The 24,237-nt window shown below is 71.7% G+C and carries 18 protein-coding genes and 1 pseudogene; 13 read left to right on the top strand and 6 right to left on the bottom strand.

Translation table 11 applies throughout. The features are described from left to right. Positions 1-144: 144 nt before the first annotated feature. From WFK95_RS24035 to WFK95_RS24010, 6 genes and pseudogenes are all read left to right on the top strand, one after another. Positions 145-789, top strand: coding sequence for an ABC transporter permease (locus tag WFK95_RS24035; protein WP_224645590.1), 645 nt, complete (start codon positions 145-147; stop codon positions 787-789). Next, positions 786-1,958 (top strand): ABC transporter ATP-binding protein, encoded by a 1,173-nt coding sequence (locus WFK95_RS24030; RefSeq protein WP_336672215.1) that lies wholly within the window; start codon positions 786-788, stop codon positions 1,956-1,958. The genes WFK95_RS24035 and WFK95_RS24030 overlap by 4 nt, the downstream gene beginning before the upstream one ends. Continuing rightward, on the top strand, positions 1,955-2,752 hold the full coding sequence (locus WFK95_RS24025) for an ABC transporter permease (RefSeq protein WP_426000864.1): 798 nt from the start codon (positions 1,955-1,957) through the stop codon (positions 2,750-2,752). The genes WFK95_RS24030 and WFK95_RS24025 overlap by 4 nt, the downstream gene beginning before the upstream one ends. Beyond that, a complete protein-coding gene (locus WFK95_RS24020) occupies positions 2,749-3,735 on the top strand; it encodes a glycine betaine ABC transporter substrate-binding protein (RefSeq protein ID WP_224645592.1) in 987 nt (328 codons plus the stop codon). The genes WFK95_RS24025 and WFK95_RS24020 overlap by 4 nt, the downstream gene beginning before the upstream one ends. 71 nt (positions 3,736-3,806) lie before the next feature. Further along, a pseudogene (locus tag WFK95_RS24015) lies at positions 3,807-4,304 on the top strand (cysteine dioxygenase); the annotation flags it as partial. Continuing rightward, on the top strand, positions 4,284-4,685 hold the full coding sequence (locus tag WFK95_RS24010) for a rhodanese-like domain-containing protein (protein ID WP_336672265.1): 402 nt from the start codon (positions 4,284-4,286) through the stop codon (positions 4,683-4,685). The pseudogene WFK95_RS24015 and the gene WFK95_RS24010, both read left to right, overlap by 21 nt. On the opposite strand, the gene WFK95_RS24005 is transcribed toward WFK95_RS24010, so the two are convergent. Further along, positions 4,682-5,833 carry a GAF domain-containing sensor histidine kinase gene (locus WFK95_RS24005; protein ID WP_336672214.1) on the bottom strand — a complete coding sequence of 384 codons (1,152 nt, stop codon included), beginning with the start codon at positions 5,831-5,833 and terminating at the stop codon, positions 4,682-4,684. The two genes, WFK95_RS24010 and WFK95_RS24005, sit on opposite strands and share 4 nt — an antisense overlap. 83 nt (positions 5,834-5,916) lie before the next feature. Between WFK95_RS24005 and WFK95_RS24000 the strand changes: the two genes are divergently transcribed. Further along, the gene (locus WFK95_RS24000; RefSeq protein WP_224645594.1) at positions 5,917-6,165 is read left to right on the top strand and encodes a hypothetical protein; all 249 of its coding nucleotides are present in this window, start codon (positions 5,917-5,919) and stop codon (positions 6,163-6,165) included. Between the two features lie 5 nt (positions 6,166-6,170). Here the strand turns inward: WFK95_RS24000 and WFK95_RS23995 are convergent, their stop codons facing one another. Continuing rightward, a complete protein-coding gene (locus tag WFK95_RS23995) occupies positions 6,171-6,818 on the bottom strand; it encodes a response regulator transcription factor (protein WP_336672213.1) in 648 nt (215 codons plus the stop codon). 195 nt (positions 6,819-7,013) lie between these two features. Between WFK95_RS23995 and WFK95_RS23990 the strand changes: the two genes are divergently transcribed. From WFK95_RS23990 to WFK95_RS23975, 4 genes are all read left to right on the top strand, one after another. Next, positions 7,014-7,958: an acyl-ACP desaturase gene (locus WFK95_RS23990; protein ID WP_336672212.1), complete on the top strand. Its 945-nt coding sequence runs from the start codon at positions 7,014-7,016 to the stop codon at positions 7,956-7,958. A gap of 24 nt (positions 7,959-7,982) precedes the next feature. After that, complete coding sequence (locus WFK95_RS23985; protein WP_336672211.1) at positions 7,983-8,663, top strand: TIGR00266 family protein; 681 nt, start codon at positions 7,983-7,985, stop codon at positions 8,661-8,663. Between the two features lie 123 nt (positions 8,664-8,786). Then, positions 8,787-10,553, top strand: a complete 1,767-nt coding sequence (locus WFK95_RS23980; RefSeq protein ID WP_336672210.1) for a BCCT family transporter — start codon at positions 8,787-8,789, stop codon at positions 10,551-10,553. A gap of 10 nt (positions 10,554-10,563) precedes the next feature. Then, positions 10,564-12,057 carry a carboxylesterase/lipase family protein gene (locus WFK95_RS23975; RefSeq protein ID WP_336672209.1) on the top strand — a complete coding sequence of 498 codons (1,494 nt, stop codon included), beginning with the start codon at positions 10,564-10,566 and terminating at the stop codon, positions 12,055-12,057. A gap of 28 nt (positions 12,058-12,085) precedes the next feature. On the opposite strand, the gene WFK95_RS23970 is transcribed toward WFK95_RS23975, so the two are convergent. The 3 genes from WFK95_RS23970 to WFK95_RS23960 form a co-directional block, all read right to left on the bottom strand. Further along, the gene (locus WFK95_RS23970) at positions 12,086-15,322 is read right to left on the bottom strand and encodes an arabinosyltransferase domain-containing protein (protein WP_336672208.1); all 3,237 of its coding nucleotides are present in this window, start codon (positions 15,320-15,322) and stop codon (positions 12,086-12,088) included. A 9-nt stretch (positions 15,323-15,331) separates the two neighbouring features. After that, a complete protein-coding gene (locus WFK95_RS23965; RefSeq protein WP_336672207.1) occupies positions 15,332-18,739 on the bottom strand; it encodes an arabinosyltransferase domain-containing protein in 3,408 nt (1,135 codons plus the stop codon). Positions 18,740-18,849: 110 nt separating this feature from the next. Beyond that, entirely contained in the window at positions 18,850-22,101 is a 3,252-nt protein-coding gene (locus WFK95_RS23960; protein ID WP_336672206.1) for an arabinosyltransferase domain-containing protein, read from the bottom strand. A 101-nt stretch (positions 22,102-22,202) separates the two neighbouring features. Here WFK95_RS23960 and WFK95_RS23955 point away from each other — a divergent pair, with 101 nt between their 5' ends. Then, the gene (locus tag WFK95_RS23955; RefSeq protein WP_224645602.1) at positions 22,203-22,628 is read left to right on the top strand and encodes an ImmA/IrrE family metallo-endopeptidase; all 426 of its coding nucleotides are present in this window, start codon (positions 22,203-22,205) and stop codon (positions 22,626-22,628) included. Continuing rightward, positions 22,625-23,677: a hypothetical protein gene (locus tag WFK95_RS23950; RefSeq protein ID WP_224645603.1), complete on the top strand. Its 1,053-nt coding sequence runs from the start codon at positions 22,625-22,627 to the stop codon at positions 23,675-23,677. Before WFK95_RS23955 ends, WFK95_RS23950 begins: the two co-directional genes overlap by 4 nt. Positions 23,678-23,732: 55 nt before the next feature. Here WFK95_RS23950 and WFK95_RS23945 read toward each other — a convergent pair whose 3' ends face one another. Further along, a complete protein-coding gene (locus WFK95_RS23945; RefSeq protein WP_224645604.1) occupies positions 23,733-24,083 on the bottom strand; it encodes a transcriptional regulator in 351 nt (116 codons plus the stop codon). Positions 24,084-24,237 lie beyond the last annotated feature (154 nt).

The following is a 24,237-nucleotide window of genomic DNA, read 5'->3' as shown; positions in this document are numbered from 1 at the left end:
GTGCGTTATAAGTTAGAAGGGGAAGACTTCGGGGTGCCGTGTGTCCGCTCCCGCTTCGCCGCACGCCTTCTCCGTCCATTCCCGGTTCGGCCCACTCTGACGCGAATCGCGCGCGAACCCTCCATCGTCTGTAGGTTCGGATCCGTGGACCTCCGAAGATTCCTCGACGGTCGTGGGGGTCAGCTCGGCTTCCTCACCTATCAACACGCCTCGCTGGTGATCCAATGCGTGGTGCTGGGAGCGGTGATCGCGCTGGTCATCGCGGCGCTGGTGTACCGCTCGCGCGCGGGGGCCGCGTTCGCCACCGCCGTCGCCTCCGTCGGTATGACGGTGCCGTCCCTCGCCCTGCTCGCGCTGCTGCTCATCGTGTTCGGGCTGGGCGTCACCCCGTCGGTCACGATGCTGGCCTTCTACGCCACGCTGCCGATCCTCACCAGCGCGATCGTCGGGCTGCAGGCGGTGCCGCCGGCGCTGGTCGAGGCGGCCCGCGGCCTGGGCATGCCCCGCTGGCGGGTGCTGGCCACCGTCGAACTGCCGAACGCGTGGCCCGTGATCCTCACCGGGATCCGGGTCAGCACCCAGCTCGTGGTCGGCGTCGCGACGGTCGTCGCCTACGTGCTCGGGCCGGGCCTCGGCTCCCTGATCTTCTCCGGCCTCGCCCGCCTCGGCGGCGCCGGTGCACTCGAATCCGCGTTGGTGGGCACCGTTCTCGTGGTGGCCGTCGCGCTCGTACTCGACGGTCTGCTGGTGCTCCTGGGCCGCTTCACCGTCTCGAAGGGACTGCGATGAGTCAAACCACGGGCGTTGCCATCGAGCTGGAGAAGGTGATCAAGCGCTACCGCGGGCAGGAGAAGCCGGCGGTCAAGGAGCTGTCCATCGTCATCGAAGCGGGCGAGACCGTCGCCATCGTCGGTCCCTCCGGCTGCGGCAAGACCACCACGCTGAAGATGATCAACCGGCTGATCGAGCCGACCTCGGGTCGGGTGCTCATCGGCGGGACGGACGTCACCAAGGCGGACGCCGACGGCCTGCGGCAGGGCATCGGCTACGTGGTCCAGGCCGGTGGCCTGTTCCCGCACTGGACCGTCGAGAAGAACATCGGCGCCGTGCCGGGCCTGCTCGGCTGGGACAAGGCCCGCACCCGCGCCCGGGTCACCGAGCTGCTGGAACTGGTCGGGCTGGACCCGGACGTCTTCCGCGGCCGGTTCCCCAAGGAGATGTCCGGCGGCCAGCAGCAGCGCGTCGGCGTCGCCCGCGCGCTCGCCGCCGATCCGCCGGTCCTGCTCATGGACGAGCCCTTCGGCGCCGTCGACCCCATCACCCGCGTGCGGCTGCAGGACCAGCTCCTCGCGATCCAGGAGGAGCTGCACAAGACCATCGTGATCGTCACGCACGACGTCGACGAGGCGATCAAGCTGGGCGACCGGGTGCTGATCCTCTCCGAGGGCGGCCAGATCGAGCAGTTCGGCACGCCCGAGGAGATCCTGACGGCGCCGGCCAACGCCTTCGTGGAGGAGTTCGTCGGCTCGGGCGCCACCCTCAAGCACCTCTCGCTCAGCTCCGTCGGCGAGATCCCCAGCGCCCCCGTCGTACTCGCCCGCCCCGGCGACCCGTCGGAGGAGGTGGCCGCGCGGGCCAAGGAGGCGAAGCTCAGCTGGGTCGTCGTGGTCGACGAGGACGACCGGCCGCGCGCCTGGCCCTCCGTCTCCGAGGTGCTGAGCAAGCCCGTCGTCTCGACCTACGTCGACCAGCGGCTGCCCGTCGCCGAGCGCACCGCGACCCTCGCGGACGCGCTCGACGTGATGCTGGCCGCCAGCCAGGGCGGCGTGCTGGTCACGCAGCGCGGCAAGGTGATCGGCGCGCTCACCATCGAACAGGTCGCGCAGCGGATCCGGGAGCGGCAGGCCATCGCCAACCCGGAACAGGCCGCCGACACCTACCGGGCGGCCCCGTCGTGACCGCCGCGGCGAACGCGTCCAAGGAGGCGCGCGTCGGGCCCACGCCGCGATTCGCGGGCGGTGTGCCGATCGACCTGATCCTCGAACCGTTGCTCGTCGTGGTCGGCTTCGTCGGCTATCTGATCTGGCACGCGAGCCAGGACTTCTCGGAGACCGAGGCGGTGCAGCTGCAGTGGTCCGAGCTCGGCGGTTCGGTGTGGGAACACATCCAGCTGACCGTGGTCTCCGCCGTGCTGGTGGTGCTCATCGCGATCCCGCTGGGGATCCTGGCGACGCGCAAGCGGTTCGCGCGCATCGCGCCGGTGATCGTCGCCCTCGCCAACGTCGGCCAGGCCGCGCCCGTGCTGGGCATGGTCGTGCTGTTCGCCATGTGGTTCGGTACCGGCTTCGGCACCGCCGTCGCCGCGCTCGTCGTCTACGCGGTGCTGCCGATCCTGCAGAACACCGTGACCGGCCTGCGGCAGGTGGACGACCGTGTCATCGAAGCGGCAAGAGGCCAGGGTTTCTCGGCCTTCCAGACGTTGATCCGGGTCGAGCTGCCGCTGTCGGTTCCGGTGATCCTGCACGGTGTGCGCACGGCGCTGGTCATCCTCGTCGGCACCGCCACCCTCGGCACCTTCATCGGCGCCGGCGGACTGGGCGTGCTCATCACCACCGGCGTCACCCTGTACTTGCCGGCCCTGCTCTTCTCGGGCGCGCTGCTGGTCGCGCTGCTCGCGCTCGGCATCGACTGGCTGGCCCGGCTCGCCGAGTACCTGCTGGCGCCGCGCGGCCTGCGCGGGGTGACCGCATGACGGCGCGCGGGACCGGGCGGGTGCGCGTGCGGCGCGCACTGCTGCCCGTGGTGGCGGCACTGTCGCTCGTGCTCGCAGGCTGCGGGCTCGAGAGTTCGTCGGGCCACTTCGTGCACGCCGAGTCCGCGGACGGCCAGACCCCGCTGGCGGGCGCGAAGATCTCGGTGACGTCGAAGTCCTTCTCCGAGGGCATCCTGCTCGGCAAGATCAGCACGACGATCCTGCAGGCCGCGGGCGCCGAGATCACCGACCTCACCAACGCGCCGGGCTCGATGTCCTCCCGGCAGGCGATGACGAGCGGCGCCGCCGACGTCTCGTGGGAGTACACCGGCACCATCTGGGTCAGCTACCTCGGGCAGACCGAGACGATCAGCGACTCCACCGCGCTGTGGACCCGCGTCCGCGACGCGGAGCGGGCCAACGGGATCGAGGTCCTCACCCCGGCCCCGTTCAACAACACCTACGCCTTCGCGGTGACCCCGGCGCAGAAGGCGCAGCTGAAGCTGAACACGCTGAGCGAGTTGTTCCGGCTGCCGCCCGCGCAGCGCTCCCTCTGCGTCGACCCCGAGTTCCAGTCGCGCCCCGACGGACTGGGGCGCCTCTTGGACAAGTACGAGGTGCCGCTCGGCAGCGGCACGCCGGCGAACACGATCACGACGATGGACGCGGGCGTGATCTACTCCGCGATCTCCGGCAACACCTGCCTCGCGGGCGACGTCTACGCCACCGACGGCCGCATTCGCAAGCTCGGGCTGCAGTTGTTGGAGGACGACCGGAAGTTCTTCCTGCCCTACGACGGCGTGCCGGAGGTCCGGACGGACGCGCTGGCGAAGTACCCCGCCATCAAGGACGTGCTGGCCAAGGTGAGCCGCCTGCTGACCAACGAGACGATGCAGGAGCTCAACGGGCAGATCGACATCGAGGGCCGCGATCCCGCCGACGTGGCCGCCACCTGGCTCAAGAAGGTGGGGCTCGTCCGCTGAGGGCCCGCGGCTTTCGGTCGCGGTGAGCGGAAGGGTTCACCCCGCGGGTGCCCCGTCCGACACTGAACCGCATGACCGATACCGCACCGGACCTGCTGGCGCTCACCGCGACCGAGGCCGCGAAGGTGTGTGCCGGCGAGTACGACCGCGTGATCCCCACCGACTGGCCGGCGGGCGAGCGGTGGTCGACCCGCCTGTGGGGCGACGACGACGTGGACGTCTGGCTCATCAGCTGGGTGCCCGAGCGTTCGACGGAGCTGCACGACCACGCCGGCTCGCTGGGCGCGCTCACCGTGGTCTCGGGCGCGCTCGCGGAGCGCAGCTGGGACGGGGAAGCCCTGCGGGAGCGGCGGATCGACGCCGGCGGGCAGGCGTCCTTCGACCGCGGCTGGGTGCACGACGTGACCCGACACGCCGACGCCCACGACGCGGCGACGGGCGAGGCGGCCATGCCCACCCTCTCCGTGCACGCCTACTCCCCGCCGCTCACCGCGATGTCGTACTACGAGGTGACGCCGGTCGGCAGGCTGCGCCGCGTGCGTAGCGAGCTGACCGACGAACCCGAGGGCCCCACCGGCGGGCGCGGCGTCGACGGGCTCCTGGCGGGCGCGCGGGACCGCATCGACCGGGTCGAGGCCGCCGACCTGCGCGCCGAGCTGGACGCCGGCGCCGTCCTCGTCGACACCCGTCCCGCGGCGCAGCGCGCCGTCGAGGGCGAGGTCGACGGAGCCCTGATCATCGAGCGGAACGTGCTCGAATGGCGGCTCGATCCGACGTCCGACGCCCGGATCCCCGAGGCCACCGGCTGGGATGTGCGGTGGATCGTGCTGTGCTCGGAGGGCTACGCCAGCTCCCTGGCCGCCGCCGCCCTGCGCGACATCGGGCTGCACCGCGCCACGGACCTCGCGGGTGGGTACAAGGCGCTCACGGCGGTGCCCTCCGCCGGTTAGGAGTCCCGCGGAACCGACCACCGCACGACGGTGCCGGGCCGCTCCGCCGTCGCGTCCGCCGGCAGCAGGTCGACGGTGCCGCCCCGCAGCTCCGCGCGGGTGGCGAGGTTCCGCAGCCCGCTGCGTCGGCCACCGTCGGGGATGCCCGTCCCGTCGTCGGCGACCTCCACGGTGACCGCTTCGCCGCTCGCGATCACCGTGACCGCGACGCGGGTGCCGCCCGAGTGGCGGATCGCGTTGGAGACGCTCTCCGTCACCACGGCCTCGAGATCACGGGCGAGGCCGTCGTCGGCCACGGCGCTCTCCACCGGGCCGGAGAAGCCGACGTCGACGGCCGTCCCGCCGCCGTGCGCGACGGCCCGCACCGCGCGCACGAGCCGGCTCCGGAGCCCGCTCCCGTCGGTCGAGAGCTCGAAGATCGTCGAGCGGATGTCGGCGATCGTGCGGTCGAGCTCACCGATCGCGGCGTCGAGCCGCTCGCGGACGGGCTCGTCCGCCGCGGCGGAGCGCGCCACCTGCAGCCCGAGGCCGGCGGCGAAGATCCGCTGGATCACGTGGTCGTGCAGGTCGCGCCCGATCCGCTCGCGCTCCTCGATGACCTGCAGCTCGCCGAGACGCTGCTGCTGGCGCAGCGTCTCCGCGTGCATCTGGGCGTTGTCGATGGCGACCGCCGTGGCGGCGGCGAAGATCTCGATCGCCTTCGCGTCGCCGGCCGTGAAGGCGACACCGTCGGCCTTCTCCGCCAGGTAGATGCACCCGAACAGGTTCCCGCCGACGATGATCGGCGCGCCCAGGAAGCTGTGCATCGGGGGGTGGTTCGGTGGGAAGCCGACCGAGGACGGGTGCTCGGAGAGCTCCGCGATCCGGACCGGCTGCTGCACCTCGAGGAGGTACCCCAGCAGGCCGCGGCCGCACGGGGGATCACCGATCAGCGCCGCCGTCTCCGCGTCCACGCCGACGTAGATGAACTCCTCCAGCGAGCCGTCGTCACTGCTCACGCCCACCGCCCCGTACCGCGCGTCCACCAGTGCCATCGCGGAGGTGACGATGCGGCGCACCGTCGCGGGCAGGTCCAGTCCCTGGGCCACGACCATCACGGCGCTGAGAATGTCCTGCAGGTCGGCGTCCGGCCCGTGCTCCGCCGTCACCGGACCGCTCCCCGCAGATGGAGGAGCAGCGTCGGGACGAACGTCCCTGGCGCGGAGCTCATCCGGCCGCCACGCTGGGCGGCGTGAACGGAATCGACATCGACCCGCTGGACCGGTCCGACGTGCGCGCCCTCGTCGTGGACCTCGCCGAGGCCGCCTACACCGGCCGCCTCGCCCGCTGGAACGAGGTGCGCACGACCGCGGCCCTCGACGACCTGGATTGGGAGTACCTGGTGTGCCGGCTCCTGGGCCGGCTGCTCGCGGAGCGCGCGGTGCAGCGCGGCACCCCCGCGGTCGACGCGTGGCGCCAGGCCCGCGCGGCGCTGGCCTGAGCCGGTCATCGGCGGACCCCGCCCGCGTCGCGCCATTGCGCCGCGCGCAGGGCCGCCTGCACCCGGTTCTCGACGCCGAGCTTCGCCAGGATGCCGGTCACGTGGTTACGGACGGTCTTCTCCGCCAGGAACATCCGCTCCGCGATCTGCTTGTTGGTGAGCCCTTCGGCGAGCAGCTCGAGCACCGCCTCCTCCTGCCCGGTCAGGCCCGTCGGTGCCGGCGGCGCCTCCTGGCCCCGGCGGATGCGCTGCAGCACCCGGGCGGTGCTGGCGGAGTCGAGGAGGGAGCCGCCGGCCGCGACGGTGCGGATCGCCGATACCAGCTCGGTCCCGCGGATCTGCTTGAGCACGTAGCCCTGTGCGCCCGCGGTGATCGCCTCGAGCAGGGCCTCGTCGTCGGAGTACGAGGTGAGCACGAGGCAGGGCAGGTCGGGCAGCTGGTCGCGGAGCGTGCGGACGAGGTCGATGCCCGAGCCGTCGGGCAGGCGCACGTCGACCACCGCGACGTCCGGGCGCACGGCGGGGATGCGGGCGAGGGCCTCGCGGACCGTCGCCGCCTCGCCCACCACGGTGTGGCTGCCGTCGGAGGCGAGGAGGTCGGCCAGGCCGCGCCGGACGATCTCGTGGTCGTCGACCAGGAATACCGAGGACATGCCTTCAGCGTAGGCCCGTACGGGGCGTGGGCCCTCCTCGGCGGACCGTCGCCGGGCGAGGACGGGACATACGTCCCGGCCCGCCCGGTACGCACGTCCCCACCTGCGGTGACGCACCGCCGGGCCGGGATGCGGGACGCCGTCGGGGACCATCGCCCCTGCCCGTGCCGGCCGCGGCGGGCCAGGCTGGGAATCATGAGTGATCTGACCGACCTGGAACTGCTGTACGAGCTCTCGGAGACGGCCGAGCGGGAGGTCGACCGGCACCTCCGGCAGGCGGTCGACTGGCACCCGCACGACTACGTGCCGTGGAGCCGCGGCCGCGATTTCGCCGCGCTCGGCGGGGAGGACTTCCGGGAGAGCGACTCCGCGCTGTCGCCCGTCGCCCGGGCGTCGCTGGTGATGAACCTGCTCACCGAGGACAATCTTCCGAGCTACCATCGCGAGATCGCCGAGAACTTCACCCTCGACGGTGCCTGGGGCTACTGGGTGCATCGCTGGACGGCGGAGGAGGCGCGGCACTCGATCGTGCTGCGCGACTACCTCACCGTGACCCGCGGGGTCGACCCCGTCGAACTCGAGGGCCTGCGGATGACGCAGATGCAGCACGGCTTCGCGCCGGGGATGAACTCGATGCTGCTGTCGGTGAGCTACGTGACCTTCCAGGAGCTCGCGACGCGGATCAGCCATCGCAACACCGCCGCCGTCTGCGACGATCCCGTCGCCGACCGGATGCTCGCCCGGGTCGCCGCCGACGAGAACCTGCACATGCTCTTCTACCGCAACATCCTCGGCGCCGCGATCGAGGTCGCGCCGGCGCAGGCCCTCGCCGCGATCCACGCCGTGCTCACCAACTTCCAGATGCCCGGCGCCGCGCTCCCGCACTTCCGGCGCGACGCCGTGCTCATGGCGAAGAGCGGCATCTACGACCTGCGTCAGCACCGCGACGCCGTGGTCGTGCCGGTGCTGCGCCATTGGCGGCTCCTCGAGCGGACCGACCTCACCGGCGAGGCCGCGCGGCTGCGCGACCTGATCGGCGACTTCGTCGACGAGCTGGACGTCCGGGCGCGGAAGTTCGAGGCCGCGCGCGACCGCGCACTCGAGCGGGACGCCCGCCGCCGGGAGCGTGTCGCGGGGTGACCGGATTCGGCTAGATTCGACGGCATGCAGGTACAGCTCCGTCACAATCCGTCGTTCTCCATGGCCCGCTGCCAGCTGGCGCCCAACGAGCCGATGACCGTGGAGTCGGGCGCGATGGTGGCGCACTCCGCGGGGATGAACCTCCAGTCGCAGGCGCAGGGCGGCATCATGCAGGGCCTCAAGCGCAGCCTGCTCTCCGGCGAGTCGTTCTTCGTCTCCACGTTCACCGCGCCGCCGCAGGGCGGCTGGGTCGACATCGCGGGCACGCTGCCCGGCGACATCGCTGTCCTGCAGATTCAGCCGGACCGGCCCTACTACGTGACCCGCGGCGGGTGGCTCGCGAGCTCCCACGGCGTGCAGACCACCACCCAGTTCGGCGGCGCGAAGACCTTCTTCGGCGGTGAGGGCGCGTTCGGTCTGCAGGCCGCGGGCCAGGGCGAGGTGCTCGTCGCCTGCTACGGCGCCATCGACGTGATCGACCTGCGGCCGGGCGAGCAGGTGGTCATCGACACCGGGCACGTCGTGGCCTACGACCTCAACATGCAGTTCACCATGCGGCGCGCCGTGCAGGGGAAGTGGATCCAGTCGATGAAGTCCGGCGAGGGCATGGTCTTCGAGTTCACCGGCCCGGGGCGGGTGCTGCTGCAGACCCGGAACCCGCGTGGCCTCGAGGGCTGGGTGCGGTCGGTCGTCCCGTCCGGTTAGACGTCGGAAGGTTTCTCCGGCGTACGAACGCCCAGGTCGGGCAGTGTAGTTCGCCGCGTCAGGGCCTGTGGGACTTCACCGGAGATTTGACCGGCGCCATGTCCACTGTGATCTAGTGGGATCATGGCTACTGTAACTAATAAGACAGGAGACCATCGCCGGACGACCGACTGGGTCGTTTTCGGTGTGACGGCCGCCGCGGTTCTGGCGTTCGTCCTCTGGGGTTTCCTGGATTCGGACGGGTTGAAGAAAACGACCTCCGATGTCCTCAATTGGATCATCACCGATTTGGGTTGGCTGTTCCTGATCTCAGCCAGCTTCTTCGTCCTTTTCGCAGCTTTCCTCGCCTTCTCCCGATTCGGTCGCATCCCGCTGGGACGCGACGGTGAGAAGCCCGAGTTCAAGACCGTCTCGTGGATCGCGATGATGTTCAGCGCGGGCATGGGCATCGGCCTGATGTTCTTCGGCGCCGCCGAGCCGATCTACCACTTCGTCGGCGCGCCTCCCGGTATGAACGGCCACGACGTGGCCGTCGCGATGGCGACCACCATGTTCCACTGGGGCTTCCACCCGTGGGCGATCTACGCCGTGGTCGGCCTCGCGATCGCGTACAGCACCTACCGGTGCGGTCGCAGCCAGCTGATCAGCTCGGTCTTCGCGCCGATCTTCAATCGCACCGGCGGGCACGGCGTCGGCGGCCGGATCATCGACATCCTGGCCATCTTCGCCACGCTGTTCGGCACCACCGCCTCGCTCGGCCTCGGCGCCGCGCAGGTCGGCGCCGGCCTGGAGCGGCTCGGCTGGGCCGAGGACGGTTCCAGCAAGCTGCTGCTCGTGGCCATCATCGCCATCCTGACGCTGGCCTTCGTGGCCTCGGCGGTCTCGGGCGTCGCCAAGGGCATCCAGTGGCTCTCGAACACCAACATGGTGCTCGCGCTGGTGCTGGCGGTCTTCGTCTTCGTGGTCGGCCCCACCGTGTTCATCCTGAACCTGCTGCCCACGTCGATGGGCGCGTACGCGGCCGACTTCATGGACATGTCGGCCCGGTCCGCCGCCAACGAGCCTGAGGCCGGCAAGTGGCTGGCCTCGTGGACCATCTTCTACTGGGCCTGGTGGGTCAGCTGGACGCCGTTCGTGGGCCTGTTCCTCGCGAAGATCTCGCGCGGCCGCACCATTCGCGAGTTCGTGATCGGCGTCATGGCCGTGCCCACCCTGGTCTCGTTGGTCTGGTTCGCCGTCTTCGGCGGCACCGCGATCAACCAGGAGCAGGCGGGCCTCGGCATCAGCAAGGCGGAGAACGAGGAGGTCATGCTCTTCGACGTCCTCGGCAACCTGCCGTGGCCGACCATCACCGCCTTCCTGGTGGTGCTCCTCGTCGGGATCTTCTTCGTCTCCGGGGCCGACTCCGCGTCCATCGTGATGGGCACGCTGTCGCAGCGCGGGGCCGAGGAACCGAACCGGATGATCACGATCTTCTGGGGCGTGCTCACCGGTACCGTTGCGGCGCTACTGCTCTGGGTGAGCGGCGACGATGCGCTGACCGGCATCAAACAGATGGCGATCATCGCGGCGGCGCCCTTCCTCGTGGTGATGGTCGGGATGTGCGTGGGCCTGATGATGGACCTCTGGCACGATCCGCTGATCGTGGCGGAGCGGGCGCACCGCGACGAGCTCGGCGAGCGGATGCGCTGGCACGCCAACACGCTCGCGGTGACCGACGACAGCACCGACGTGCTGCCCTCGGACGACCTGCCCGTGTACTCCGACGGCGAGGTCCCGGAGGACCTCTACCACCCGCCGCACACCGGCGAGCTGGTCACCGTCGAGGTCTACGACGCCGATCACTCCGGGCCGATCGAAATCGATCCGAAGGACGACGCCTCCCGGTAGACAGGGAGGCATGACCTCCTCCGTCACCGCCGAGACCCGTTCCGGCCGCGTCCGCGGCACCGTCGAGCAGGGTGTGGCCCGCTTCCTGGGCCTGCCCTACGCAGCCCCGCTCGACGGTGCCGGCTGGCTCCTGCCCGCCGCGCCGCCCGCGCCGTGGGAGGGCGAGCGCGACGCCTCCGCCTTCGGCCCGACGGTGCCCAAGCCCGGCTACCAGGGCCCCGTCGCCGAGATCCTCACGGCCGAGCCGGACTTCCCCGGCGCCGAATGCCTCAACCTCAACGTCTGGGCGCCCGAGGGCGCCGACGGGCTGCCGGTCTTCGTCTGGATCCACGGCGGCGCCTTCCGCAACGGCAGCGGCCGCAGCGGCTACTACGACGGCGCCGCCTTCGCCCGCGACGGCGTCGTGTGCGTGACCATCAACTACCGGCTGGGCGCGCTCGGCTTCCTCGACACCGGCGACGAGCACACCAATCTCGGCCTGCGCGATCAGATCATGGCGCTGGAATGGGTGCGCGACAACATCGCCGGCTTCGGCGGCGACCCGGCGCGGGTCACCGCCGCGGGCGAGTCCGCCGGCGGGATGAGCGTCGGCTCGCTGCTCGGATCGCCCCTCGCACAGGGCCTGTTCGCCCAGGCCGTGCTGCAGAGCGGCGCGGGCCACCACGCGATCACCCGGGAGACCGCGCAGAAGGTTACCCGCGCCCTCGCCGAGCGCCTCGGCGTGGAACCCAGCCGTGAGGGCTTCGCGACGGTCGAACCCGCCGCCCTCGTCGACGCCACGACGGCCCTCGACGCCGAGATCCAGGCGAACCCGGACCCCGCCGCGTGGGGCGAGCTTTCGCGGAACGTGATGATCTTCGAGCCGGTGATCGACGGGGACGTGCTGCCGCAGCTGCCGATCGACGCGATCCGCGCCGGCTCCGGCGCCGGCGTGCGGGTCCTGGTGGGCGCCAACGCCGACGAGGCCCGCTTCTTCATCGTTCCCGGCGGGCTGATCGACCTACTGCCCGACGCGGCGCTCGCCCCCACCGCCGCGAAGTACGGCCTGCCCGACCCGGCGGCCGCGGTCGCCGCGTACCGGGCGGCCGAGCCCGCCGCGTCGCCCGGGGACCTGTTCTGCCGCATCATGGCCGACTGGTTCTTCGGCATCCCCGCGGTGCGGATCGCCGAGGCCCGCGCGGACGCGCCGGCGGAGACCTTCTTCTACCGCTTCGACGAGCCGTCCACCGCGCTCGGCGGCCGCCTCGGCGCCTGCCACGCCGTCGAGCTCGCCTTCACCTTCGACAACCTCCACGCCGACGGGGTCACCAACCTGACCGGGCCGGACCCCTCACAGGCCGTCGCCGACGAGACCCACGGCGCCTGGGTGCGTTTCACCCGCGGCGAGGACCCGGGCTGGGCGCCCTACCTCCTCGCCCGCACCGTGCGGGTGTTCGGCGGGGAGGGCGGCACCGTCGTCGATCCCGCACCGGAACTCCGCGCCCTCTGGGACGGAGTGCGCTAGCGCGGACCGGCCGGTGCGCCGGCGCCGATCAGTACGGCGCGGAGCGCATCGGCCCCGGGGTGTACCAGCCCGTGCGGGTCGTGGTGCCGAGCTCCAGCTGCGCCGGTTCGGCCGCGGTCCACGGGGTGAACTTCGTCAGCGTGCCCCAGTCCATGGCCCACTTCCCCTTGAGGTAGGTGGGCACGATCTGCTCGTGGTACAGCGCGTCGCTCACGCCGAGCGGGCCGCCCGTCTTCCAGCCCTGCCACGTGTTCGAGGTGAGAACGGTCGCCATGTAATCCGGCGAGATCCGGTACTCGGGCCGCTCGAACAGGCCGTTGACCGCCCGTACCTGGTGCTGGCACGGGAAGGCGAAGGCCACCATGAAGTCCAACGCCACGACGGTGTCGCGGCCCAGGAACTCCTGCAGCGTCTTCATCGGCGTCATCCGCGGCGGCGTCACCACGATCGGATCGGCCGAGGGCACCTTGTCGTCGATGACCACGCGCACCGTGTTCGTACCGCGGGGCAGGTCGGCCGTCGGGAAGCGGAGGTTGCGCCAGTTGTTGTTGGTCCACGCGTCGAGCGGTGCCAGGCGGCCCAGCGGCTGCACCGCACCGTTCGCGGACCGGTTCCCGGCCTCGAGGAACAGCGTCCGGCCGTCGCGCTTCACGCCGTTCAGGCCGGTCGCCGCCACGGGGCCGCCGACGGAGAGGGTCACCAGAGGGGTCGACTCGTCGACCGCGCCGAGCGTGTACCAGTCGGTGGTCAGGTTGGCCAGGCCGGTCGCGCCGGAGGATCCGAGCACCGGCGTGGTCGCCGGGTTCAGGCCGAAGGGCAGCGGCACCCCGTCGGTCTTCGGGTCGGGATTGCGCTTGCCGCCCACCGTCTCCGGCACGTCGGAGTTGGTCACGTCGGTGTTGTGGCCCGGGTTCGACTTCACGGGCGAGAGCCAGCCGGGGATACCCGTGGGGGAGAAGCCCGTCGACTTGCCGGCCAGAGCCTGCGCCGCGCTCGGCACGGAACCGTCGGGCCGCGGGGCGGGCTTGAGCTGCCCCGCGTTGGGGTCGGTCTCCATCAGCACGTAGTCCGCCATCGAGCACGTATCGCCCTGCAGCGCCCGGACGTTCGACGCGGTCCAGGAGAAGCTGCCGCGCTGCGCGTAGGCGCCCTTCGCCATCGTGCCCACGTCGAAGAGCACCATCAGCATGGTGAGGATCGCCAGCGTCGGGAGGGTACGACCGTGGGTCTTCGTGGGCTCCGGCGCGTAGTCGCGACGGTAGTGCAGCCACAGGCCGTAGAGGGCCGTGAGCACCGAGGCGAAGAACAGCATCCAGGAGATCTCGAGCCCGAAGAGCTGCGGCGGCATGGTGTTCCAGGGGATGCCGTAGGTGCCCACCCAGTAGTAGCCGACGCGCGCCGCGAAGGAGATCGCGGCGATGAACAGCGCGGCGGCGGCGAAGAAGACGCGGTTGCGCTTCGAGCGCATCATCGGCGCCATCGTCAGCGTCGCCGCGACCGCGGCGATGCCCGCGGCGTAGCCGGCGAACAGGCCCAGGTGATGCGTCCACTTGGTCGGGGTGAACGCCAGCAACACCACGGTGGCGAAGAAGACCGCCATGAGCCGCCACACGGGGCCCGCGGAGATGCCCGCCGGACGCTTGCGGCGCAGCATGAAGGTCAGCACCGTGAGCAGGCAGAGGAAGGCGGTGAGCACGCCGATGCGGCGCACGGCGGAGCCGTCCTCCGTCTCGAGCATCAGGTAGTAGTAGCGGACGCCCTCCTCGTACCAGTCCAGCGTCGGCCCGGTGACGCCCTTGACGGTGATGGCCTCCCGGAGGGCCGCCGCGGTCGGCGTGAAGAAGGCGTAGAACAGGTACGCCATGCCCGAGGCGAGGATCGGCGCGATCATCGGGAGCAGCCCGTCGCGCTTCCGGCGCTTGACGATGCGCGTGATGATCTGGCGCGACGCGGCGAGCAGGGCGGCCACGGCGATGAGGCCGCCGGGCGCGGCGCCCACGCAGAGCGCGGCGCACGGGACGGCGATCGCGACGGGCAGCATGCGACCGGTCGCGATGGCGCGCTCCACCGAGACCCAGGTCAGCAGGGAGAAGAAGACCACCGCAGGCTCGGGACGCAGGCCGTTGTTGAGCGGCAGCCAGATCAGCAGGAATCCGCCCGCGCCGGCCCACAGGGCGGCGGGGTTGTTGCGCACCGCGCGGCCGAGCCGCGGGATCATCTCGCGCGAGATGATCAGCCAGGTCAGGAGTCCGAAGATCAGCCCGGGCACGCGCATCGCGGGCGCCGCCGTCGTGAAGTGCGAGATCGCGGTGAACAGGTAGTCGTTCCAGCCGACCGGGTTCTCCGGCACGCCGAAGCTGCGGAAGTAGTTGATCAGATAGCCGCTGTACTTCGTCTGCGTGGCCATCGTGATCTGGTAGCCGTCGTCGGACGTGTTCGGGCCGATCAGCCACCAGATCCCGAGCACGCCGATCACGGTGAAGTCGACGGGCCGGGGGCGCAGCCAGCCCTGCGGCATGAACCGGATGTGGCCGCGGCCGTCGCGCATGTCCACGAAGCCCAGCGCGACGAGCGCGAGGATGGTGGCGGCGATGCCGACGATGATCGCGATCAGCTTGATCGTCGAGGGCGAGGTGTTGAAGCGGGTGTCCACCTGCGTCGCCACGTCGATGCCGGCGACGGGCGTCGACGGCGGGAGGTCGGTGTAGAAGCCGGCGATCTGCGGACGCAGGTTCGGGTCGGCGACGGTGTTCGACAGCTGGTTGGAGGTCTGCGCGCCCTCCGGCATCCCGGTGAACTCGGCCGTCGTCGCCTCGGGGGTCGAGACGAAGCGGATCGCGCAGCCCGCGCCGGCGCGCGCCACGTCGGCGCGGCTCGCCGTCGCCAGCGCGACGTCGCGGTCGGCGATGATGACGTTCTTGGCGTCCGCGCGGATCACCAGGCCCTGCAGGCCCGGGCGCGGGCCGTCCTCCGGGAGCGTCCGCAGCAGCGTGCCGCCGGCCGCGGGGAGTTCGTCGACCACCGAGCACGGCAGCGTGACGTCGAGCCGCACCGGCGTGTACGAGACCAGCGGAGCCTCGACGTTCGCGACCTTGCCGTTCTGCGGCCAGTGCAGTGCGGTGGTGGTCTCCTTGACGGGCAGGAAGGGGGTGAGGATCGCCAGGACGAAGCCCAGCAGGCCCGCGACGGCGGCGACGATCCGCCACTTCCCGTAGCGCTGCTCCGGCGGCACCGTCGCGGGTGCGGTCGAGTTATCGCTGCTCATCATCGATTCCTAGCTCTTCACCGTCTGGTTGGTCAGCGCGCGGATGGGGCCCTGGCGCCACCATCCCGACCGCGTCTGGACACCGACCGTCAGGTCCGCCGCGGGGGCGTCGTCGGCGAGGGGCGCGTACTGCTGAAGTTCGCCCCAGTCCCGGGTGAGGTCACCCGTCATGTACGTCGGCAGCGTCGTGGTCCGCAGCAGCGTGTCGGGCACCGTCAGGAGGCCGCCGGCCTCCCGCGCCTGCCAGGTCCCCGACGTCGAGAGCGCGTCCTTGCGGGTGGGCAGGATCCGCCACTTCGGGACCTCGTAGGTGCCGTTGCGGATGGCCAGCGGGCGCTGGCACGGGAACTGCTGGCCCACGAGCAGGTCGAGCAGGACCGGGTCCTTCTCGCCCACCACGTCCTGGAGGGTCCGCAGGCGCGGCACGCGCGGCGGCGTCACCGCCACCCACTGCTGTGCGCCCAGGTTCGGGTCGCGCACGTGGATGCGGACCACGTTCGCGGCCGGCGGGATGGCCTCCATCGGGACCCGCAGGTTGCGCCAGGGCTTGTTGGGGCCCGGGTCGATCGGGTCGATGACGCCGCGGGCGCCGATCGAGCCGTCGGCGCGGCGCTCGGCCCACTCCAGGGTCACGGGCTGGCCGTACTCCTTCTTGCCGGTCGGGCCGACGGAGGAGATGGCGCCGGAGGCGGCGAAGGCCACGAGCGGTCGGTCGGCCGACCGCGCGGGCAGGCTGTACCAGTCGCTGAAGAGCTCCGCGGGCACCGTGTTCTGGCCGTACGAGCCGACGACCGGCGTGCGCGCCGGGTCGAGCCCGAAGGGCAGGGCGGCGGTGCTGCCGTTGACGGTGCGCGGCCCGGTGCCGCCTCCGGTGCCCGCCGTCGCCGCGGTCGACGTGAACGGCGACGTGATCGGCGACGCCATGTTGATCTGGCCGGGCGCCGAGCTGATCGCCAGGGGCTTGAGCTCGTTCGGGATCCCCTCGGGCGTGAAGCCGGTCGATCCCGCCCCGACCAGCGCCTGCGCGGCTGGACGGCCCTCGGCGGAGGTGAGCATGTCGGCGTTCGGGTCGGTCTCCACGAGCACCGAGCGCGCCATTCCGCAGCTCTTGCCGCGCAGCGCGTCCAGGTTGCCCTTGGCCACGGTGTACGTGGCCGGGTTCGAGACATAGGCCTTCGCGAAGATCGCGCCCTCGCCGAGCACCAGCATGCCCAGGACCGCCACCAGCGGCAGCGAGGCCAGCTGCAGCCGGCGCCGGCTGCGCAGCGCCTGGTCGCGGTCGGCCCGGGTGTGCGTGGCGAGCTCCGCGTCGTCGAGCGCGGATTCGTCGACGGTGCCGTCCTCGACCAGGCCGCCCTCGCCGCGACCGCGGAAGTCGATCCGGAAGTGCTGCCACGCGGCGAGCGCGCCCGCCAGGCCGGCCAGGATCAGGAAGGCCTTGCTGAAGGTGATGCCGGCGACCTCGGGCTGCCGGTCGAACCACGGCACGCCCCACAGGTACGGCCACGACCACAGGTTGAAGCCCGCGAAGGCGGCGGCCAGTGCGAAGAGCATCCCGCACAGGAAGAAGGTGAAGTTCCGGACGGAGGTGCGGGCGGCCTCGACCACCGCCACCGTCGTCACCGCGGCCAGCGCGGCGGCGAGCCCGGCGTACACCCCGAAGTGCACGGTCCACTTGGTGGGGGTGAGCGAGAGGAGGGCCGCCGCGATGAAGACGGCGCCGACCAGGCGCCACACCGGGCCCGGCGCGATCCGCGGGATCCGGCGGCCGCGGAGCATGACGAACAGCGCCACGAACAGGCACATGACGAACAGGTAGACCGGCACGCGGCGGACCAGCGAGCCGTCGGTCGTCTCGACCGTGAGGAAGAAGAAGCGCAGGTACTCCTGCGTCCACGGCGCGGCCGGGCCCACCTCGAGCCGGATCCGGATGGCCTCGGCCACCGAGGCCAGCGACTGGTCACGGAAGGCGATCGGGATCACCACGGCCGCGGCGGCGAGCACCGGCAGGACCAGCGCGGCCAGGCCGGCCTCGCGCCGTCGCGCGACGAGCACGCGGAGCACCGCGGCCGACGAGGCCAGCAGCAGGGCCGCCGCGACGACGCCCTGCGGGGCGAGGCCCAGCGTCAGGCCCGCCGCCATCGCGGCGACCGCCGCGGGCAGCGCGCGGTGGGTCGCGACGGACCGCTCGACGGCGGCCCAGGTGACGATGGTGCCGAGCACGATGATCGGCTCGGAGCGCAGGCCCGAGGCCAGCGGGAACCAGAAGGCCAGGAGCATCGCGCCCGCGGTCCACACGGCCAGCGGGTAGCGGCGCACGCCCGGGCCGAGGCGCGGCAGTAGCACGCGGCTGAGCAGCAGCCACGTGAGTGCGCCCGCGGCCAGCATCGGCAGCCGCATCCAGATCGCGTTCGCGCTGATCGAGCCCCAGTGCGAGAGGAAGGTGTAGTACCAGTCGAAGGGCGCCTCGGGGGCGCCGAAGAATCGGTAGTAGTTGGCCGTGTAGCCGGCCTCGGGCGCGACCTTGCCCATCGACAGGATGTAGCCGTCGTCGGAGCTGCCCGCGCCGAGCACGGTCCACAGGGCGAGGCCGCCGAGCACGGCCACGTCGACGAGGCGGGGGCGCAGGATCTGCCCGACGGTCCGGTGCGGCGCGCGACGGTGGTGGCCGAAGTTCCGGTCCAGCAGCCACAGCGCGATCAGCGAGGCGAGCACGCTGAGCAGGCCGATGCCGATCGCCGCGGCCTTGAGGGGCGACGGCGACAGCTCGAAGCGGGTGTCGAGGTCCGCGTGCAGGCGCAGGCCCGGGCCCGCGGCGGCGACGTCGGCGGCCTTCAGGGAGGTGAAGACGCCGCCCATGACGGGGCGGTTCTCCGTGGGGATGGACCCCGCCACGTCGATGCCCTCGAAGCGCGCGCCCACCTCGGCGGCGTTGGACCACAGGCGCAGCTGCGAGCAGCCGCGCAGCCGGTCGACGGGCGCCGCGGCGATGACGGTGTTGCGGGAGGAGACGGTGACCGCCTGGCCCGGCCCGGGCGCCCCGACGGTGACGTTCAGGCCCAACTCGCGGGCGGCGCCCGAGCCCACGGGCAGCGTCGAGAGGACGGTGCCCCCGGAGCCGGCTGCGCGGGCGATCGCCGAGCACGGCACCGTCGCCGTGAGGTCGGCGGGCGACTGCGTGACGAGGGAGGCCGTGACCTCCGCGCTCTCGGCCCCGGGTCGCAGCTGCGGCCAGTCGAGCGAGGCGGTGGCCTGCTGGACGGGCAGCAGCGGGGTCAGCAGGCAGAGCAGCAGGCCGACCGCACCGGCGACGACCGCGGCGAGGCGGGCGACACCGGCGGCTCGCGGCGGCGCCGCGGCGGCGGCTCGACGCTGGGGGCCGGGCTCCGACTCGGAGCGGGACGTAGGCACGGACACGGGTGCTCATGGTATGCGAGTCAGCTGCGAGAACCGATTCGCCGTCCGGGGAAGACGGGATCGCTTAAGGGATTCTCAGTCCGTGCGATGCCGCAGGTCAGGAAAGTCCGTCAGGAATCGGTCCGGTCCTTGCGGATCGGCGCCTCGACGTGCGTGCCCCAGACGGTGCGGGTCCCGAGTGTGAGATCCGCCGCACGCGCCTGGGAGTACGGAACGAGCCGCATCACGTCGCCGAAGTCCTGGCCCAGGTCGCCCTGGAGGTAGCCGGGGATCTTCTCCTGCTGGAGCAGCATCTGCGACCAGCCGAGCGGGCCGCCGCCGAGGGTGCCCTCCCACTCCGTGGTGACGGGCGACAGGTTCTGATCGGGGGTGATCCGCCACTGCGGCACCTCCGCGACGCCGTTGGCGTGGCTGAACGGCCGCTGGCACGGGAAGGCCAGGCCGGACGTCCAGTCGAGCAGCACCGGCTCGGTGGAGCCGATCAGTTCCTGCGCCGTGACCAGCTTCGACACCCGCGGCGGGGTCACGGCGAGCCAGTGGTCGATCGCCAGGTCGTCGTCGAGCGCGACGACTCGGATCGCGGTGGCGTCAGCGGGCAGGTCGGTGCGGGGCAGGCGCAGGTTCCGCCACGCCGGCTTCGGCCCGATGTCGATGAAGGACTTCTTGCCCGCGACCTTCGGCTGCGCGCCGGCGGCCGGCGCATCGGTGGAGTACTCGACGTAGAGCTCGTCGTCGGTGAACTTCCCGGCGGCGGAGAGCGTGATGAGCGAGCGGTCCGCGGCGTTCGCCGGCAGCGGGTACCACTTCGAGACCACCTGGGCCTTGACCTGGCCCTCCTGCGAGTAGGAGCCGAGCACCGGGGTGCGCGCCGGGTCCAGGCCGTAGGGCAGGCGCATGTGCGAGCCGTTGATCCCGGCCGTCGACGTGCGGCCCGACGTGGTGTCCTGCGGCAGCCGCGCCATCGCGTCGAGCGAGGTGCTCGAATCGTCGGTGTTGGAGCTGGTGGTGGCGTTGATGATGGTCGGCACCCCGTCGGGCGAGACGCCGGTGGTGCCCGGCCCGGCGAGGCCGTCGCGGATGTTCCCGTCGAGCGGCAGCAGCAGGCCCGACGTGGGATCCGGCTCGGTGAGCACGTAATCGGCCAGGTTGCAGCCGTCGCCGCCGAACGCCCGGAGGTTCGCCTTGCCGTTGGAGAACGAGGAGAACTGGGTGATGCCGGTCGTCGCGAGCATCGAGCCGACGCACAGCACGACCACCGTCCAGGCGGCCCACGTGATCGACGACTGGCGACTGAAGAAGTCGACGACCCGCTTCGCCCGCGGCGGCACCGGGGCCGGATCGGGCTCGTGGAAGTGCAGCCACCCGGCGACCAGCAGCGCGACGCCCGCCCCGGCGAAGAAGACCGTGCCGAGGGCGAGCACCGTCGACTCGCCCCAGGGCACGCCGTAGTTGCTGGCGTACCACCAGCCGTTCGGGCCGCTGAAGGACAGGCCGAGCACCAGGAGGACCACGGAGGCGCTCAGCGCGCGATTGCGGGCGCTGCGCAGGGCCGCGGGGGCCAGCGCGATCGCCGTGAGCGCGGCCAGCGCGCCCGCCAGGCCCGCGAAGGCGCCGAACTGGTGCGTCCACTTGGTGGGGGTGAACATGAGCAGCAGCAGGCCGCCCAGCGTGACGGCCACGAGGCGCCGGCTCGGCCCGAGGCTCGCGCCGGGGATCCGGCCCTTGCGCAGCAGCACCGCGCCCGTGAGCAGCAGGCAGGCGATGGTGACGATGACCGCGAACCGTCGGGCGACGCCGCCGTCGGCCGTGAACGTGAACAGGGCCGAGTACCGGTCGATCTCGTTGTACCACTTCTTGGTGTCGACGACGGTGCCCACGTCGGACTGCATCAGAGTCTTCTGCACGAAGGCCGACGCGGTGAGCTTGGAGAAGATGATCGGCACCAGCAGCACCCCGGCGGCGAGCACCGGCGCCACGTACGCGGCGATCGTGAGCCGGAACCCGGCGGGGCTCGTGCGGGCCCGGGCGAGGATCCGCCGGCCCACCGGCCGCACGCCGGCCAGCAGCGCGGCCACCGTCATGATGCCCGTCGGCCCGGCCGCCACCGTCCACCCCGCGAAGACCGCGGCCGCCGCGAAGGGCAGGACCCGGCCCGTCGCGATCGCCCGCTCCACCGAGCACCAGGTGAGCAGCGCGCCGAGGGCGATCACGGGCTCGGGGCGCAGCCCGTTGTTGAAGGCGAACCAGTAGACCAGGAAGACCCCGGCGGCGGCCCACAGCGCGAACCGCGAGCGCGCGGCCCGGCCCAGCCGGGGCACCACCTCCCGGCTGATGATCAGCCAGGTCGCGATCCCGCAGATCAGGGCGGGCAGCCGGACCCACGGGCTGGCCGTCGAGAGGTGCGAGAGCCACGCGAAGGCCTGGTAGTACCAGCCGAAGGGGGTCTCGGGCGCGCCGTACCAGCGGTAGTAGTTCGCGGTGTAGCCCGCGGCCTCCGCCGTGCGGGCCATGGTGAGGATGTAGCCGTCGTCGGAGGTGTTCGCGCCGATCACGTGCCAGGTCGCCAGCAGGGCGAGGACGGTGCTGTCGAGCTTCGTCGGGCGCCACCACCCCTCGGGCATGATCCGACGGTGCCGGCGGCCGTCGGCCGCGACGTCGAGCCGGTGCAGGGCGACGAGGCTCGCGAGGATCAGCGCGATCGCGAGGACGATGACGACCCACCGGGCGGCGGCCGGAACCGTCGAGTAGCGCGTGTCGATATCCGCACGGAACTGAATCCGCGTGCTGTCCGTGACTGTGCCATGCAGGTCTGTGAACACCCCGACGACCTGGGGCCGGTAGTCGAAGCCGTTGTCCTTGCCGCCCGCGAGCGGCGTGCCGTCGGGGGCGGAGACGCCCACGACCTCGGCCTTCACCGTCTTGTTGTCGCCGGAGAAGACGATCGCGCGACAGCCCGGGGCGGTCAGCGCCGCGACGTCGACCGTGAGCAGGGGGGTGTTGCGGACCACCACCTCCAGCATGCGCCGCTGGTCGGGGAGTGTGTTGACGCCGATGGTCATGCCCCGTCGGACGGTGTCGGGGGAGTCGACGGGCCCGGTCGCGACCAGGGTCCCAGCACCCCCCGGAAGTCCGCCCACAGCGGAACAGGGGATTGTGATGTCGACCCTATCGGGCACGTAGGACATGAGCGGCGCCGTGACCGCCTCGAGCGATCCGCGCTGCGGCCAGTCCAGCGCCGCGGTGGTCTGCTGGACCGGCATGAAGGGCGTGAGCAGCGCGAACAGGACGCCGAGCACGCCGGTCAATGCGGCGGTCCGGGCCGTGGAGCGGACGGTGCGGGCAGCGTCGGACGGTTCGGGCACCCCGCGAGTCTAGACGTCGCGACCTGGCGGAATCCGGGCGAACCGGTTCTATGAGCGGCTTGGTGTACAACGAGCCGACGAACCGACGTATCGTTTCGGTCATGAGGGGATCCGACCGGCCGACACGCGCAGTCCGCGCCGTCGTGCGTGCGGTGACCCCGCAGTCCGGATCGGGTCCGGGGACCGTCGCCGAAGTGGTCGCCGCGTACTCCGAGCATCTCGGCCGGCGGATCGACGTGCAGCGCATGACGCTGCCCGTCGGCGTCTTCGGGATGTGGCTGCGCTCCGACGAACGCGACCTGCTGGTGGTCTCCAGCGGCGTCGCCACCTTCGAGCAGACGCTCGCGCACGAACTGGGCCACCTGGTGCTCGGCCACGAGCAGGGCTGCTCCTCCGATCCCGACAGCGGCCGGGCCGCGCGGTGCGAGGCCGAGGCGGAGTCCTTCGCCACGCTGCTCGTGCGCCGTGTGAAGGCCGGGCACACGATCACCCGCGTCGACTCGGTGGTCGACGAACTGCTCGGATGATCGCGTCGCTCGTCGCACCGATCCTCTGGCTCGGTGCGCTGGAAAGATTCAGCCGGTGGCAGACGAACCGGAACCCCCCGGCGGGCGGTGCGCTGCTCACCGCGGTCGCGCTCGCGCTGATGGTCACCATCGACACCCCGGTGTCCATCGAGGCGTTGGGCCGACTGGGCCTGTCCGAGTACGAAGTGGTGACCATCGAGCGGGTCCTGCTGCTCGTGGCCTGCTACGGCGCGCTCGTCTTCGCCTTCGCGCTCGACGGGCGGCTGAGCCGGGCCCGGCTCCTGGTATGGGCGCCGCCGCTCGTCGTGGTCGGCGTGATCATCGTGACCGGGTCCGCCCTCGGCCACCTCGGCGACCCGACGGGCCTGGGCTTCGGCGGCGACTTCGGGCTCGCGGTCGAGACGGCGCTGGTCTACACCTGCCTCGGAGCCACGGCGCTGGTCGTGGCCGTGTCCACGTGGCGGGTGTCCAAGCGCAGCCGGGTGCACCGCGCGCAGTTGCGGCTCCTGGCGCTGGGCGGGGTCCTGCTCGCGGTCGTCGCGGTCGCGAACGTCATCGCCGGCGGCGTCCTGCTCCAGCAGCTGCAGGTGGGCGTGTGGGTGCTCCGGCTGAACCGGTTCATGCTGGACGCCGCGTTCGCGAGCTGGACGCTGGTGCTGATGGCCTCGTGGCTCGCGTCGATCCTCATCTCGGCGCGGGAGTGGCTGCACTTCCGGCCGGCGTACGAGCAGGTCAAGGAGTTGTTCCCCGACCTCGAGGCCGTCGTGCGGCAGGGCGGCGGCTGGGTCGAGACGGCGGAGGCGCGTGCCGTCGTCGTGCTCGACGGCTGGGCGATGCTGGCCAGCCCCGGCGACGGCAAGTTGTCCGACGCCTCGCCGGTCGATCGCGCCGCCGCGGTGGCGCGATGGCTGGATCGTGAGGCGCCGTACGGCTCCGTGCACGCCGTCGATCTGGAGCCCCCGTCGGGCTGGCGGACCTCGCGCTGGACGGCCGCAGTGACGAAAAGGGCCCAGCACACCCCGTCGCCCCTGTTGGAGCGGGTGCGCTGAGCCCCGGTGGGCCGCTGCCGGCCCGGCGGGCCAGAGGCCCGGAGAGGTGCGCGGCCTAGGCCTTGTCGTCCTCCGCCTCGAGCTCGGCGAGCAGGCCGGCGAGCGCTGCCCGGCGGTCCGCCGAGAGCTTCGTCGAACGGCGCGCCATCTCGAGCATGCCCGACTCGCGAAGCTCGCGGGTCAGCTCCAGATCGCCCAGGACCTCACGCTCGTAGAGCGGGTCCGAGAAGTACTCGGCGCGGACGCCGAAGGTCTGTGCGATGGACGCCACCATGTCGTACGCGGGGCGCGAGCTCCGGCCGGAACGCAGCTGCGACAGATAGGGAACGGACAGCTTGCCGCCGCTCTCCTCGACCATCCTGCAGAACTCCGAGGAGGTGTAGGGCCCCCGGTCTGCGGGATGCACGACCTCGAAAAGTCGATTCAATTTGGCCGCGAACGTTGTCATAAGGCCCTCCCTTCCAGATTGCGAATACTGGGAGATTACATGATCCGCGGGTCAGATGCGCACGGCGTGGGACATGTATCCCATTTCCTGTGATCCACCCCGGGCTATTCTG

The sequence above is a fragment of the Tsukamurella sp. USMM236 genome, assembly GCF_037148755.1.
GTDB lineage: Bacteria > Actinomycetota > Actinomycetes > Mycobacteriales > Mycobacteriaceae > Tsukamurella.
This window is presented reverse-complemented; position numbering and strand designations above follow the sequence as displayed.